The organism is Rickettsia endosymbiont of Oedothorax gibbosus (assembly GCF_936269705.1).
Lineage (GTDB): Bacteria > Pseudomonadota > Alphaproteobacteria > Rickettsiales > Rickettsiaceae > Tisiphia.
In genome coordinates this window covers 1,625,776-1,639,986 of sequence record NZ_OW370493.1, presented here as the reverse complement: position 1 = coordinate 1,639,986, position 14,211 = coordinate 1,625,776, and the positions used below count along the sequence as shown (strand labels likewise).

Genomic DNA, 14,211 nt, shown 5'->3' with positions numbered 1-14,211 from the left:
CATTCATTCGCTTGCAATGAGGTAAATTTGCTATAAAGCCTAAGGGTTAGCCATAAAAGTTAACCATCTTCTCAGAGATTAATTGGTTGTCATATTTTTCTAAAATATCTTGTCGAATTTGCACACCAAGATGTTTTCGTAACGAAGGCATAGTGATTAGCAGCTCCATAGCTATTGCTAAATCTTCTATATTTTGAGGTTTGACTAATAACCCATTTATTTTGTCTTGTATTAATTCTCTGCCACCTGGAGCGTCAGTAGTAATAATCGCTCTACCATATGCCCCAGCCTCTAAAAGGGAGCGGCTTAGTCCTTCACGATAGGAGGGCAATACGGCGATATGGGCTTTTTTCCATATTTCTTCTATATCTTTCTGATATCCAAGATATTTGATATATCCTAGATTTTGGTAGTCTTCCAATATGGATTGTGCTATTGATTGTTTATTATTTTGCTCAGGCTGACCAACTAACCAGAATTCAGCATCGATATTTTTCTGTTTTAATATTTTTGCGGCATATATAAATTCATATACACCTTTATCAATAAGCATTCTAGCTACTAAGGCAACTACTATTTTATTACCTAACGGTTCTGGTAGGAGAGGGAATTTCTTGGTTTCTATACCAACACTACATTGTTTAATGACTAAATTTGGTGGAGCAATATGGCTAACCTGATTAGTATCTATCCATAGCAAACTGGTGTCATTGCGAGGAGGAGTGAGCCAACGAAGCAATCCATTCTTGACCATTTTGGGATTGCCGCGTCGCCGCAAAGCGGCTCCTCGCAATGACGTTTGTGAATTTGCTGTAATGCTATAGTCAATTGATTGGAAATTGGTGACATCGTCACTCGTCGCTCCATCGTTCCTGCTACCTAATTCTCCTGAATTAACTATAATAGAGTTTGCTATACCTAATTTCACCACTAAAGCTAAATCATCATCATTTTGTACAACAAATAACATGCTTTTATAATAGCTTATTAGGGATAATATTTTAACTATGATCTTCCTAAGGCATTTTAGTAAAAATTTATTGCTGATAAACAATAAACCCATACCAACAAAAGTGTTAATGATTTGTGGTGTATTGCACAGAAAAGCACTGATACTTCCATAAAAAATTGGTTTTATAGTGAAATTATGTAATATATCAGGTTTTTCCTTATTTAATATTCTGATTAGCTTGATTAATAATAGTAAATCAGTAAAAAGGTTAATACTCCCACGCTTTATTGAAATTGGAATTACTGGTAAATTATGCCGTTCTATTTTATCTTTAAATTCACTAATATCTGTTAGTACTTTAACTTCATATCCTTTAATTTTAGCAGTCAAAGCAATTGGCAGAAGATGGTGATAAAAGTGCCAATCTGTATTTGTAAAAATAATGATTTTTTTCATTTATTTTTCTTTATAATAACTCTATAATATAAACATAAAATCATACTCAAATGATTTGGGAAATGGGGACAATAAGCAAAGGGTGAATACGTGAATTACCTACAGTCTTGCGGAGCAAACTCTTCAAATCATTTAAGTATAATTGAATTAAACTTATTATATAGTATATGTCAAGATATTTAGTCACTGGTGGGGCTGGTTTCATTGGTTCGCACCTTGTTAAATTATTAACAAAAGAAGGACACCAAGTTGTCATATTGGATGATCTTTCAACTGGTACCTTTAATAGTTCACTTGATAAAAATATTGAATTTATTCAAGGAAATATTTTAGATCAAGATATTGTGAAGAAAGTATTTAGAAATATCGAGGGTTGTTTTCATCTTGCAGCAGTAGCAAACGTGCAGGAATCAATTAATAATTGGCACTATAGCCATCAAGTAAATTTAACAGGAACCATTAATATCTTACTTCAGGCAAGTAAACAAAATATTCCTGTGGTATATGCGTCATCTGCTGCTGTTTACGGGAAGATCAGTGATTTTCCTCTACAAGAAAATGGCAAAGTGAGTCCACTTTCTCCTTATGCGGCGGATAAATATGCCTGCGAGCTACAAGCTAAGGCTTTTGGCGAGGTTAAATCTCTTAAAAGCTGTGGTTTACGCTTTTTTAATGTTTATGGTACAGGACAACCTAAAAATTCTGATTATTCTGGTGTAATATCAATATTTAGAGAACAAGTGAAAGATGGTAAAGAGTTGGTGATTTTTGGTGATGGAAATCAAAGTCGGGACTTTATACATGTTTCAGATGTAACAAATATGTGTGTTAGAGCCTTATCTATGGCGGCATCATCGGCACCAGTACTAAATGTTTGCACAGGACGTGCCTATTCTATAAATGAACTTATTCAATTAATTGATAAAATCGCTGTTATCAAAGGAATAAAATATCTACCACCTCAAGTTGGTAGTATAAATACTTCTGTTGGCAGCCCAGAATTGGCTCAGCAGATTTTAAATTATAAAGCAACATATGAGTTAGCAACTGGATTATTAGAGTTATTTAGCGTAAATTTATGAATTCCAAAGAAACCCTGATTTTAGTAGCGGATATTAGGGGGTGGGCTTTTGATAGCGTTGCTTCGTTTGTTCAATCTTTGTTAAATGATCAATATGATTGTCATATAATTTATAGCGGTGATTATAAAACATCGGAGGAGTTTTTAATTAATTTAAACCAATATAATTCTATTAAATTAATACATTTTTTTCATCGCGGGTATTTAACGCACTTACTGCAAATTATAGCAGATAATGGTATTAACACTAATAGTAATATTGAAAAATTATTAAATATTGCCATTACCATTAGCATACCTGATCATTTATTTATTGAAAATGAATCTGACATACTAAAAAATCTACCAACTTTCCGATTTATTGACAACTACTACACTAGCTCTAAAAGATTGTATGATATTTATGCAAATATCCCAGAATATCCAAAACCGTGGCAAGTAATTTATGATAATGTATTAATTCCAGATTCACAAATTCCCCCTGATCCTAAAATTGGTTTAGCCTCTAGTCAGCTAGTTATCACATGGATCGGTAATAGTGCTTGGGAAAGTTGGTATAGTACTATTGACGATTACAAAGGTCTAAAAACAGTAATTATACCAGCCCTAGAACAGCTTGAGCATGAGAAAATTCATATCAAAAAATGTATAATAGATAAAAATAAGCGATTACACTCAAAACAAGAAGTTTGGGATACTCTAAAAGAAACAGACATTTTGCTAATAGCCTCCGTGCAAGAAGGAACACCGTTGACGCTTATTGAAGCGATGGCATTTGATTGTGCAATTATTACTACTGACGTGGGGATTGTCCGGGAGGTGCTACCTGATATACAAAATCAGTTTATAATCAATAGAGATCATCCGTATCTTACGGAGGTAATAAAAAAATTAGATGTTGACCGAGATTTACTAACAAAAATTAAACAGCAAAATTTTCTTGCTTATCAAAAAATCTTTGCCGATAAAACCAATTTGCAAAATTTATGGCTTTCGTTTATAGATATTTCAGTAAAAAATCATAACAAAAAACAAAATTTACAAATAAAGCAACAAATTTTAAGAGATATTAATCTTGTTAGTAAGGGCGAAGCTCCATCGATAATTGATAAAATCCGTTCTATTCGTTTGTTAAAAAAGATAGCACAACCTCTTCTAAGATATTATTGGGTTAGATTGCTTGCTAGACGAATAATTACAATGCTTTATTCTTGTTCTTCAGAAAATGATTATGATAATTTTAAAAATTTTATAATCAAATACCAAGGACAGCAAAAGGATATAGTCAATTCAGGGGAATTAGGTAGCAGGAACGATGGAGCGACGCCTATAAGTAATAGGCGAGCATTGAGCGACAACGTCACCAACTTCCCATCAATTGACTATAACGATATCTACGTAATATATTCTAGTACTTTTCCTGGAGTCGCTAACTCCACTAAAGAATTATTTGACCAAATAATTCCTTTTCCTATAGGCAAAGGAAATATTTTGCTAAGTTATATTAATGCATATTTACCTAACAAAATTATCACTAAAATAGCTCAGTTAATTATCAAAACAGGCATTAAAAAATTAGTTATATCGGGTGGGCTTGATGTTCATGCTCAATTAGTAGAAAAGTTGCATCAGCTTAAGGCTGATAATTATTTAGATATTTACTTTTTATGGCATGGTTCTCCTGCCCAATGGGTAGATTCTCATCATTGCCAAGATTTTTATAAATGGTTAAATTTATATAAACAAAATAAGATTAAGGCTATTATCACCCTGAAGAAAGGTCTAGAACAATTTTTGATAGCTAATGGTATTCAATCTTATTTATTACAAAACTTCATACCATCAATGCCTGAAAAAAAGGTGATAGCTATAGAGAATAGTAAATTTACAATTGGTATATGGAGTGCTTCTAGCATATGGATAAAAAATCTCTATCCTCAATTTGCCGCAATAAGTATGTTGAAAGATAAGGTTTCTTGTTATACTAATTGCCATTTTAATGACAATAAACATGCTTGTTGGATGATGCAGGATGTAGAGCTTAAAGTTTTTCCTAAGCAATTACCACATCAAGAACTAATAAAACTTATTGCCAATACTAATTTAACTTTATACATTACTAATTCAGAATGTTCACCTATGATAGTTTTAGAGAGTCTAAGTTTAGGAGTGCCTTGCTTAGTTGGTCCTACAGCAGATATTTATGATGATCAATTTTTACGTGATATGTTAACTGTTAATCGCGTTGATTGTCCGCTGACCATATTTAAAGCAATAGAAAAGGTTCAACAAAATATTGATATAATACGTTCTAAACTACCGAAGTTTATTAGAAAATATAATAAAAATGCTCTTGCTTTAAAAAACTATTTGCTAACAGTCATAAATAATGATCATAATAGGTGAGGGGAGTGATAAGTTGTCATATATGGACGAGTGAATTTGTCAACAAAGAAAATAAAAAAATAGAGCCACAAAGGAAGCGGTCATATATTCGGCGAGTCTGTCCTATAGTTTGTGTAAGTTGCAAAGAAAGCAGTAAGAGATTACTGTAAAAAAAGTAACTTAAGCAAGCAAGGAGGAATTATGGCTAAAAAATTAGATACAGATAAAGATACATTAAACATCAGTAATCAGCTAGTAGAAGAATTATTATCAAAAGCAGATCCATCGGAGTTATTTGGTCGAGATGGTTTATTTCAACAGCTAAAGAAGCAAATAGTTGAGAAAATATTAGCAAGTGAGTTGGATCATGAATTAGGATATTCAAAACATAGCAAGATGCCAAAAGTAGATAATAATCGTCGTAATGGTAGCTATGAGAAGACAGTAATTGATGGGGATGGTCGTAAGCTGACAGTAGAAGTACCAAGAGATCGGGAAGGAGAGTATAATCCTCAATTAATACCAAAAGGGCTGAGGAGATTTAATGGATTTGATGAGAAAGTGATATCCCTTTATGGTCGCGGTATGACAGTCAGCGAGATCCGAGGGCATTTAGAAGAAATATATCAAACTGATGTATCTGGTGACTTGATATCCACCATAACAGATGGGGTAATAGAAGAAGTAACTAGGTGGCAAAATCGTTGTTTAGATAGGGTGTATCCAATATTATACTTGGACTGTATCTATGTAAAATCTAGAGACAATCACATAGTAATAAATAAAGCAGTATATTTAGCACTTGCTGTAAATATAGAAGGGAAAAAGGAGTTACTTGGCATTTGGATAGGCAAAAATGAAGGTGCTAAATTTTGGATGCAAGTAGTTACTGAGTTAAAGAATCGAGGAATTGAACAAATTTATGTTGCTTGTGTGGGGTTTAAAGGGCTTTCCAGAAGCTATAAGCAGTGTATTCCCGAGTACTATAGTACAATTATGTATTGTACATATGGTTCGCAATTCAGTAAAGTATGTGTCATATAAAGATTTAAAAGAGGTCACATCAGATCTAAAACAAATTTATACAGCTAATAATGACGAAATGGCACGTTTAAAACTTCAGCAATTTGGTGTAAAATGGGATAAAAAATATCCGGTAATTTCTGATATTTGGCAACGTAATTGGTCTGGGATAATACCGTTTTTTGCCTTTCCTGAAGAGAACAGAAAGGTAATTTATACTACTAACACTATAGAATCTGTAAATCGTCAAATTAGAAAAATTATCAAAAATAAGGGGGTGTTTCCAGATGATAAGTCAATTCAAAAAATAATATTTTTATCCCTACAAAATGCAGCCAAAAAATGGACCATGCCTATTAAAGATTGGTCTTTAGCTTTAAATCAATTTGAAATACTTTGTGGAGATTTTAAATATGATTTATTGGAAAATAAAAAATGAACTTTATAATGGTTCCAATATTTTGGACAGAAAAATAAGAAAAATGAGATAGAATTCTTTAGCAAACAAGGAGAGCTAGAGATGAAAAAACAAGTAAGGCAATATAGTGCTGAGGAGAAAGCCAAAATTGTCATAGAAGCAATTAAGGGAGAGCTAACAATAGCCCAGATAACCAGTAAGTATGGTGTTCATGCAACACAGATAAGTAACTGGAAAAAACAAGGTCTTGAGTTGTTAGTACAAGGTTTTAAGAATAAAACACAGAGTGCTGATCCAAATCAGCAGGGGTTAATCAAGAATCTATATGAGCAAATTGGTCAGTTAAGCGTTGAGTGTGACTGGCTCAAAAAAAAATCTGCATTGTTTGGAATTAAAGGTTAGGTGTAATATGATAGAGCCTAATCATAATAAGTTAACAATTGTACAACAGTGTAAGTCAGAACGCCCTCGCAAAGCGAGGGGCTTGACGGTTATGAGCAGCCCAAAGGGCTGCCATTGTTAATTAAAATTCTCCTGATTCGTCAGAGCCTAAACTATCAAGTTGCTCTTGATTCTTAATGTAGTGTTTGATCTGATTCTCTTCAAATCCTACAGTTGAGACCGCATAACCTCTAGCCCACAACTTTTCTCCATTAAAATTACGTTTTCGTCCACCAAACTGCCTAGCAACGGCTATAGCACTTTTCCCCTTGATATAGCCTATTACTTCAGCTACAGAATATTTAGGAGGAATCTTGATGAGCATATGCACATGATCTTGTACCATATGCCCCTCTATGATCTTGCTCCCACGTTGAAAAGCTAACTCATGGAATACGTTCCCAAGATATTTTCTAACCTTCCCGTACAATTCTTTTTTACGACACTTTGGAATAAACACAATATGATATTTGCAATCCCATTTAGAATGATTTAAACTTTCGTATGTTGTCATATATTTTCTCCTTTGACCGTCAAGCCAAAGAAGTTATATATGATAACTTTTTATTTTATACTAAATCTAAAGGCCAAGCCTTGATGGTCTCACTAGTCAAACTAGTGGCTTACCTATCATTGAGTTATTGGATATTAGCAGGTCAACCTATTACTATCAACCTACTGGTATTAGTGAACAAGATATCAAGATTATGGCAATAATTGATTAGACCTATACTATGCATCCATATTATGGTATGCGGCGGATGGCTAAATATTTACAAGCTCAAGGTTTTTCGGTAGGTCGTAAAGCTGTTAGACGTTACTACAAGATAATGGGTCTTGAAGCTGTTTATCCTAAAATAAATTTAAGCAAGAGGAATCAAGTGCATAAAATATATCCTTATTTACTAAAAGGATTAGAAATAGTATTGCCAAACCAGGTTTGGAGTGCAGATATAACGTATATAAGACTGAGCCAAGGGTTCGTATATTTAGTAGCTATTATTGACTGGTATAGTCGTTATATTCTAAGTTGGCGAATCTCCATTAGTTTGGAAAGTGAATTTTGTGTAACAGCCCTTGAAGACGCTATAGAAAAATATGGTATGCCAAAAATATTTAATACTGATCAAGGAGTACAATTTACCTCGGAGAATTTTATTAGTATGCTAAAGCTACATAATATCTTGATTAGTATGGATGGTAAGGGACGAGCCTTAGATAATATTTTTATTGAACGTTTTTAGCGATCATTAAAACAGGAAAAAATTTATCGGATTATTCTAACAACAGTAAAGGAGGCAAAGACAGCAATTAACGAATATATGGACTTTTATAATAGACAAAGGATACATCAAGCTTTGGATTATAAAACTCCAGAATGTGTATATTTTGAAAAAAATATTGTATAAAAACAACAATTTAATTTTTGTGAATTATATCTCTATTTATCTAAATTTTTGTCTAGACAAAGGGGACCACCTTACTTATAAATATCCTTGAGTGACCTCTCATTCCCACGGCTTCTAGAGCCTCGACATAATTACGGATTTTATTCAGAATACTTATTCATTAACTCTTTAACTTTCGTTCTCTTTATTGTTACTATTCTTTACTCGCAATATTTATCAATTACCAATTTTTATTTAGTTGACATAGTTTCTTCTTTTTTCTCAACTAAACTAATTTGCAACATATTCGCTACCATTGGTGACTACTGCATAAGCAATCCTTGCTAACTTATTTGCTAAACCAACACATATAATATTATATGATTTATTTTCAGCAAATTTCTTCACTGCCCACTGCACTAGTTTATCTTTCGATTCCTTACCACTTTTTGCTCTTATTGCTATTGTCCTTGCAGCTTGAATCAACATAGTTCTGGCATATCTATCTCCCTGTTTGGTAATCCCTCCTAAAACTATCTTATCTCCTGAGCTATGTTGCTTTGGTACCAAACCAAGCGAAGCAGCAAAATCCCTCGGGGTTGGATAACTTTCCATTGGGGCTACACTCAAACAACTAGCATTGATTGCTCCAATGCCAAAAATTGTCTGCAACCTAGTAGCTTTCTCACTTTGCTTATTATTGCTGATAATCAGCTTTTCTAAAGTTTTCTCTTTGTCACATAAATCCTCAATTTCTTTACATTCTAAAAGTAAAATTGACCGTATCCCAGAATTTATATAACCTTTACTATACGCTAACTCTACCTCCAGCCTACATGATTTGCAAAATTTATTTTTACTTAATTTTGTATTATAGCCATATTCACATAAACTTGATATTGTAGAATTAGTTTTTTGCACACGATCTCTGATCGTATTACTTCTAATTTTATGCAAAAATTTTATATCTTGTTCCTCTTTGCTTTTTGGAAGCACAGTTTTTAATTCTGGATCACGAGCCGCTTTGCATATTGCTAACGCATCGTTATAATCATTTTTCTGTTTCGATGTAGCATAAACTTTTACATCTTTTGTTTTCATTAGTTTGACTTACGTCAGTTCGGGATAAGATATAGATGAAATAGTAATAGATAAAAGGATTGTCAAAAAGGAGTGCCTGCAGTATTTATATTTTTAAACAAAAAAACAAACTACAGGCATGAAAAAAGATATCACAGAATTATATAGTTTTATAGATGATTTTTGTAAAATTTATTTGGAGTATGAACAGAGAAAGTTATTACCATCAAATAAGCAAAGAAATCGCTGTTGTAGCATGAGTCTAAGTGAAATGTTAACAATAATAATTATGTTTCATACATCCTATGCTAAGAATTTTAAATTTTTCTATAAAAGTTATATAGAGTGCATGCATAAGGATGATTTTCCCAAAGCCTTGAGTTATAATAGATTTGTTGAATTAATGGCACGATTATTCATACCGCTAAATATGTTGATTCATTTGTTGTTTGGTGAGGAAACAGGTATTTATTTTATTGACTCTACAACGATTAAAGCTTGTCACAATAAAAGGCGTTATAGCAATAAAGTTTTTAAAGGATTAGCCAAACATAGTAAATCCTCTATGGGGTATTTTTATGGTTTTAAATTACATGTAATAATCAATAATAAAGGGGAGTTTATGGCATTAAAAGTGACCAAAGGCAATGTAGATGATAGGGTTCCAGTACCGGAGTTAACAAAAAGATTAACTGGAATTATAGCAGCTGATAAAGGTTATATTAAGCAAAATTTGTTCTTAAATTTATATGAAAGAGGCTTAAAAATGATTCATGGAATTAAGAAGAATATGGAAAATAAATTAATGGATTTGAAAGAAAAAATCTTACTTCGAAAGCGTAACTTAATTGAAACAGTTTTTGATTATCTAAAAAATAAAATGAACCTTGAACATACTAGACATAGATCACCAATAAATGCCTTTGTCCATATATTATCTACTCTTGTTGCTTACTCATTAAAGAAAAATAAACCTTCAACAAAATTTGATTTTAATCTACATGTTCACAATATCCTTATCCCGAATTGACGTGACTTGCAAACCAAGCTTAGCAATTTCCTGTGACCAATAATTAGCTCCTCCACATGCTTCCATAGCTACCAATGAACTTTTATCGAGATTGCTTAAATAGGCTATTAACTCATCTCTTGTAACTTTTTGATAACCTATTTTTTTGCCATTTTGATCGACTTGCACCAAGTGCATACTATTTTTTGCTAAATCTATTCCTATTATAGTATTTTTTATGCTATTATTTATCATGGTATGGACCTATTAATTAAATTATTATTTAATTTGGAGCAGCTGAAAACTATTTTTCAGCTGACTCCGTACAAGTAAAGCATATTTCGCTTCACTCGTCCATACCATCATTCTCGCTTCGGTGCGGAATCTAGACCATAACTGTTGAAAGTTAAAAAGAGAGCTAAATTATAACTAAAGGTTGTGTATAAATATAAACTCAGGGTAATTATAGTCAATTCAAGAGAATTTGGGGCTAGGAGCGATGGAGCGACGCCTATAAGTAATTATAGTACCCTACAATTTTGAGAAGATGAAGAAGAATGGTTGATTTAGAGTGGTATGAAGTAGTATAAGGTAGGTATTTTTATAACAAAATGCATAATATAATACTTCAAGAATTGATTTTATATATAGACGGAAATAAATCAAGATTAAAATGTTTGGTTGGTATGGTAATTAGTTTGCTGACGGGCAGCTCAATTTATCAAAAAGGTTTAGCACTTGGTATTTTAGGTGATGCTAAAGCGACGTCAAAAACTCATAGAATTTATCGTTTTTTAAAAGATTTTAATTTTGATTATATGAAGGTTGGCTATTTGCTATTAAGCTTTTTTGCTTCAAAAAATTATGTCGTAGCAATGGATAGGACAAGTTGGAAATTTGGTAAATCCGATATTAATATTTTATTTTTAGTAATGGTAATTGGTAAAATATCGGTGCCAATATTCTGGAAGACTTTGTCGCATGGTGGCGGGTGTTCTGCAGAATTTATGAAGGAATTTTTACAGAAATTTATTAATAATTTTGGCGTTGAAAGAATAAAATATTTGCTTGCTGATAGAGAATTTATGAATAAAGAATGGTTAGACTTTCTGATAAATAACCATCTAAAGTTTGTTATTCCATTAAAAATGGATCATAAAATTCGTCTTACAAAAGGTTTAAGAACTTTAACCATTGAAAGAATATTTAGTGATGTTAAAGCCTTAGAGTATAGGGCTTGTAGTGGTATATTATGGAATAGAAAGGTTAATTTTACCGCATATAGAAATGATAAGAGCGAGCTGATGGTTCTGGTGTCTTCAATTGAAATAGAGCAAGATATTTTTGCTTTATATAAATTTCGTTGGAGTGTTGAACGACTATTTTTGCACCTAAAAAGCGGTGGTTTTGATATTGAAAAAAGTCACATTGTAAAATTGGATAGATTTGAAAAATTATTAGTGATAACTGCTATTGCTTCAGCTTTAATAGTCAAAAATGGAATAATACAAAATGCCTTAAATCCCATCCGAATAAAACGGTACAAAACCATTGAAAGACAATTGTTTTCATTATTTACCTATGGCTTTGATCATATCAAAAATGCTTTTTATCAATCTACAACAGCCATAACGCAGCTAATATCCACATTATTAATACCTCCCAAACAAAAACTTTTTTCTATCCTAATACCATCTTTACAAAAATTGTAGGGTACTATGGACGACGTCCCCAACTTCTCATCAATTGACTATACCATACAAACCCGTCATTGCGAGGAGGTCGCCAGACCGACGAAGCAATCCATTTCTATTCACTTTTTCTTGGATTGCCGCGTCGTCGCTTTTAGCGGCTCCTCGCAAGAGTGAAGAGTGGGGTTTAAAAAATTCTTCCCAACCCGTATATATATTATCGTTTCAACTACTTTATACATTCCTTCAAAAGTTGCTATATAACATTTATAGTGTTTTTTTGCCAAAATCCTCCAAACTTGACCTACAAAACAGTCTGTTTTTGACCGTTTTTCACGGGGGGATATGACAGAATCGTTAATTTTTCCCGACGGTTTAGCTGAAAATTCCGATACTATCTTTTATAATATAGTCGGTAATTTCGTCCCACCTGAATGGCGAAACCTTACTAATAATTGTGGTAAGCAATTAAGTAAAACTTCTCGTCAACTTCTGTCTTTGATAGTTTCTCGCCTACAAATTTATCAAAAAGATAAACTATCAGAAGAATTACAAGAAGGCTATCATTTTTTCGAAAAAGAGCTAGGAGTTTGTCAAAAACGGGTTAAACAATGTCTAACAGAATTACAAACAAGTGGGTTCATTGATCACTCTTTAATTACTACGATTAAACATAACCTAAAATGTCGCAATATTTTATGTATCAGAATTCTTAAAAATTTTATAAGTTTTCGTAAAGCTAATGATAATTCTTATCACTCTGATTGTATAAATATTCAATATAGCCATAAAAATATTTCACTTCAACCGGAAAAAAATTACCACTCAACTGTAAAAAAATCAAAAAAAAAACACATCTATATATAACCTCAGTTTGATGTAAGAGGAAGGTTGAGATTGTTTAATTTTCGGCTCTGTACAAATAAGTGTGTAAATTTTTCAAAGGTTATATAAAAATATAATATAACAAAAGGAGAAATTATAATGCGTCACAAACAAAATGAAGCAATGAATCAAGCAATAGATTTATTAATAAATAATGATACAGATATATCAACTTTATTTAAAGAGGATGGTTTATTAAAACAATTAACCAAAAGGCTTGTAGAGAAGGCATTGCAGTCAGAGATGAATAATCACTTAGGATATGATAAATATTGTCATACTGATAGCAATAATGTTCGTAATGGTAGTAAAGTAAAGAATCTAGTAACAAATAATGGAGTTGTAGAGATTGAGGTTCCAAGGGATAGAAGTAGTACATTTGAACCTGCATTAATTCCGAAGCGTCAAAGACGTATTGAAGGATTTGATGATAAAATAATATCGTTATACGCTAAAGGAATGAGCTTATCTGATATTAAGATTCAAATGCAAGAATTGTATGGAGCTGACGTTAGCGAAAGTTTGATAAGTCAAATTACTGATGATGTAATTGAGGATGTCAAGATATGGCAAAGCCGACCATTGGATCGAGTATATGCTATAGTATTTTTTGACTGTTTAGTAGTAAAAGTACGTCAAGATAAACGAATTATCAATAAGTCTGTATATGTAGCATTAGGTATTGATTTATCTGGAAGGAAGGATATTTTAGGATTGTGGAACAGTGAAAATGAAGGAGCTAAATTTTGGCTTGGTAATTTTACTGAGATGAAGAACAGAGGTATGCAAGACATGCTTATTGCTTGCAGTGATAATTTAACCGGTATGTCTGAGGCAATAGAAGCAGTTTTTCCGAAAACCGAACATCAATTATGTATTGTACATCAGATTAGAAATAGTTTAAAATATGTATCATATAAAGACCGAAAAGAATTAGCGGCTGATTTAAAGCCTATATATACTGCTAGCACAGAGGAAGAAGCACATCTTGCTTTAGAATCTTTTGAAGCTAAATGGAGTAAACAGTATCCACAAATTGCTAAATCTTGGTATGTTCATTGGGAAAATTTAATGGTTTTTCTAGAATACCCTGAGGCGATAAGGAAAGTAATATACACAACTAATAGTATAGAATCTGTCAATAGCCAATTACGTAAGGTTACTAAGAATAAAAGGGTTTTTCCAAATGATAATGCCGTTTTTAAGACCTTATATTTGGCAATTGATTATATGACCAAGAAATGGGTTATGCCGATTCCGAACTGGAACGCAGCTATGGCTCACTTTTTGATAAAATTTGAAGGTAGAATTTAAGCCCTATGAAAAATTTACACACTTAATTAGAAAGGCTCTAATTTTCCAAAAGCTACAGAAATTTTATTAGGCTTAAAAACTAAGGTGG

General features: G+C 32.3%; 12 protein-coding genes and 2 pseudogenes. 10 read left to right on the top strand and 4 right to left on the bottom strand.

The window, feature by feature from the left end; all coding sequences use genetic code 11:
• Window positions 1–46 precede the first annotated feature (46 nt).
• The gene (locus tag NBW66_RS08865; protein WP_250310754.1) at window positions 47–1,408 is read right to left on the bottom strand and encodes a glycosyltransferase family 4 protein; all 1,362 of its coding nucleotides are present in this window, start codon (window positions 1,406–1,408) and stop codon (window positions 47–49) included.
• 167 nt (window positions 1,409–1,575) lie between these two features.
• Here NBW66_RS08865 and NBW66_RS08860 point away from each other — a divergent pair, with 167 nt between their 5' ends.
• The 4 genes and pseudogenes from NBW66_RS08860 to NBW66_RS08845 all read left to right on the top strand — a co-directional run bounded on the left by NBW66_RS08860 (window position 1,576) and on the right by NBW66_RS08845 (window position 6,717).
• Window positions 1,576–2,490, top strand: a complete 915-nt coding sequence (locus NBW66_RS08860; RefSeq protein WP_250310753.1) for an NAD-dependent epimerase/dehydratase family protein — start codon at window positions 1,576–1,578, stop codon at window positions 2,488–2,490.
• Window positions 2,487–4,895 carry a glycosyltransferase gene (locus NBW66_RS08855; RefSeq protein ID WP_250310752.1) on the top strand — a complete coding sequence of 803 codons (2,409 nt, stop codon included), beginning with the start codon at window positions 2,487–2,489 and terminating at the stop codon, window positions 4,893–4,895. The genes NBW66_RS08860 and NBW66_RS08855 overlap by 4 nt, the downstream gene beginning before the upstream one ends.
• 180 nt (window positions 4,896–5,075) lie before the next feature.
• Window positions 5,076–6,336, top strand: a pseudogene (locus NBW66_RS08850) (IS256 family transposase).
• An 81-nt stretch (window positions 6,337–6,417) separates the two neighbouring features.
• On the top strand, window positions 6,418–6,717 hold the full coding sequence (locus NBW66_RS08845; protein ID WP_094649795.1) for a transposase: 300 nt from the start codon (window positions 6,418–6,420) through the stop codon (window positions 6,715–6,717).
• Window positions 6,718–6,838: 121 nt separating this feature from the next.
• Here the strand turns inward: NBW66_RS08845 and tnpA are convergent, their stop codons facing one another.
• Complete coding sequence (gene tnpA, locus NBW66_RS08840; RefSeq protein ID WP_250310729.1) at window positions 6,839–7,270, bottom strand: IS200/IS605 family transposase; 432 nt, start codon at window positions 7,268–7,270, stop codon at window positions 6,839–6,841.
• A 220-nt stretch (window positions 7,271–7,490) separates the two neighbouring features.
• Between tnpA and NBW66_RS08835 the strand changes: the two genes are divergently transcribed.
• Window positions 7,491–8,000 carry an IS3 family transposase gene (locus NBW66_RS08835; protein WP_250310751.1) on the top strand — a complete coding sequence of 170 codons (510 nt, stop codon included), beginning with the start codon at window positions 7,491–7,493 and terminating at the stop codon, window positions 7,998–8,000.
• A 15-nt stretch (window positions 8,001–8,015) separates the two neighbouring features.
• Window positions 8,016–8,165, top strand: a pseudogene (locus NBW66_RS15055) (IS3 family transposase); the annotation flags it as partial.
• A 270-nt stretch (window positions 8,166–8,435) separates the two neighbouring features.
• Here the strand turns inward: NBW66_RS15055 and NBW66_RS08830 are convergent.
• Complete coding sequence (locus NBW66_RS08830) at window positions 8,436–9,245, bottom strand: IS110 family RNA-guided transposase (protein WP_250310720.1); 810 nt, start codon at window positions 9,243–9,245, stop codon at window positions 8,436–8,438.
• A 118-nt stretch (window positions 9,246–9,363) separates the two neighbouring features.
• On the opposite strand from NBW66_RS08830, the gene NBW66_RS08825 reads away from it, so the two are divergent.
• On the top strand, window positions 9,364–10,254 hold the full coding sequence (locus tag NBW66_RS08825; protein ID WP_250310582.1) for an IS982 family transposase: 891 nt from the start codon (window positions 9,364–9,366) through the stop codon (window positions 10,252–10,254).
• Here NBW66_RS08825 and NBW66_RS08820 read toward each other — a convergent pair.
• Window positions 10,222–10,488: a hypothetical protein gene (locus tag NBW66_RS08820; RefSeq protein ID WP_250310750.1), complete on the bottom strand. Its 267-nt coding sequence runs from the start codon at window positions 10,486–10,488 to the stop codon at window positions 10,222–10,224. The two genes, NBW66_RS08825 and NBW66_RS08820, sit on opposite strands and share 33 nt — an antisense overlap.
• 356 nt (window positions 10,489–10,844) lie before the next feature.
• Here NBW66_RS08820 and NBW66_RS08815 point away from each other — a divergent pair, with 356 nt between their 5' ends.
• The 3 genes from NBW66_RS08815 to NBW66_RS08805 all read left to right on the top strand — a co-directional run bounded on the left by NBW66_RS08815 (window position 10,845) and on the right by NBW66_RS08805 (window position 14,123).
• Entirely contained in the window at window positions 10,845–11,945 is a 1,101-nt protein-coding gene (locus tag NBW66_RS08815) for a transposase (protein WP_250310546.1), read from the top strand.
• 324 nt (window positions 11,946–12,269) lie between these two features.
• Window positions 12,270–12,791, top strand: a complete 522-nt coding sequence (locus tag NBW66_RS08810) for a hypothetical protein (RefSeq protein ID WP_250310749.1) — start codon at window positions 12,270–12,272, stop codon at window positions 12,789–12,791.
• 117 nt (window positions 12,792–12,908) lie between these two features.
• Complete coding sequence (locus tag NBW66_RS08805; RefSeq protein ID WP_250310568.1) at window positions 12,909–14,123, top strand: IS256 family transposase; 1,215 nt, start codon at window positions 12,909–12,911, stop codon at window positions 14,121–14,123.
• Window positions 14,124–14,211: the final 88 nt, after the last annotated feature.

Excerpts from the sequence above, each read along its gene's own strand:
- NBW66_RS08830 (WP_250310720.1), bottom strand. The coding sequence starts at position 9,245 with ATGAAAACAAAAGATGTAAAAGTTTATGCTACATCGAAACAGAAAAAT.
- NBW66_RS08860 (WP_250310753.1), top strand. The coding sequence starts at position 1,576 with ATGTCAAGATATTTAGTCACTGGTGGGGCTGGTTTCATTGGTTCGCAC.
- NBW66_RS08835 (WP_250310751.1), top strand. The coding sequence starts at position 7,491 with ATGCATCCATATTATGGTATGCGGCGGATGGCTAAATATTTACAAGCT.
- NBW66_RS08855 (WP_250310752.1), top strand. The coding sequence starts at position 2,487 with ATGAATTCCAAAGAAACCCTGATTTTAGTAGCGGATATTAGGGGGTGG.
- NBW66_RS08815 (WP_250310546.1), top strand. The coding sequence starts at position 10,845 with ATGCATAATATAATACTTCAAGAATTGATTTTATATATAGACGGAAAT.
- NBW66_RS08805 (WP_250310568.1), top strand. The coding sequence starts at position 12,909 with ATGCGTCACAAACAAAATGAAGCAATGAATCAAGCAATAGATTTATTA.
- NBW66_RS08820 (WP_250310750.1), bottom strand. The coding sequence starts at position 10,488 with ATGATAAATAATAGCATAAAAAATACTATAATAGGAATAGATTTAGCA.
- NBW66_RS08810 (WP_250310749.1), top strand. The coding sequence starts at position 12,270 with ATGACAGAATCGTTAATTTTTCCCGACGGTTTAGCTGAAAATTCCGAT.
- NBW66_RS08845 (WP_094649795.1), top strand. The coding sequence starts at position 6,418 with ATGAAAAAACAAGTAAGGCAATATAGTGCTGAGGAGAAAGCCAAAATT.
- tnpA (WP_250310729.1), bottom strand. The coding sequence starts at position 7,270 with ATGACAACATACGAAAGTTTAAATCATTCTAAATGGGATTGCAAATAT.
- NBW66_RS08825 (WP_250310582.1), top strand. The coding sequence starts at position 9,364 with ATGAAAAAAGATATCACAGAATTATATAGTTTTATAGATGATTTTTGT.
- NBW66_RS08865 (WP_250310754.1), bottom strand. The coding sequence starts at position 1,408 with ATGAAAAAAATCATTATTTTTACAAATACAGATTGGCACTTTTATCAC.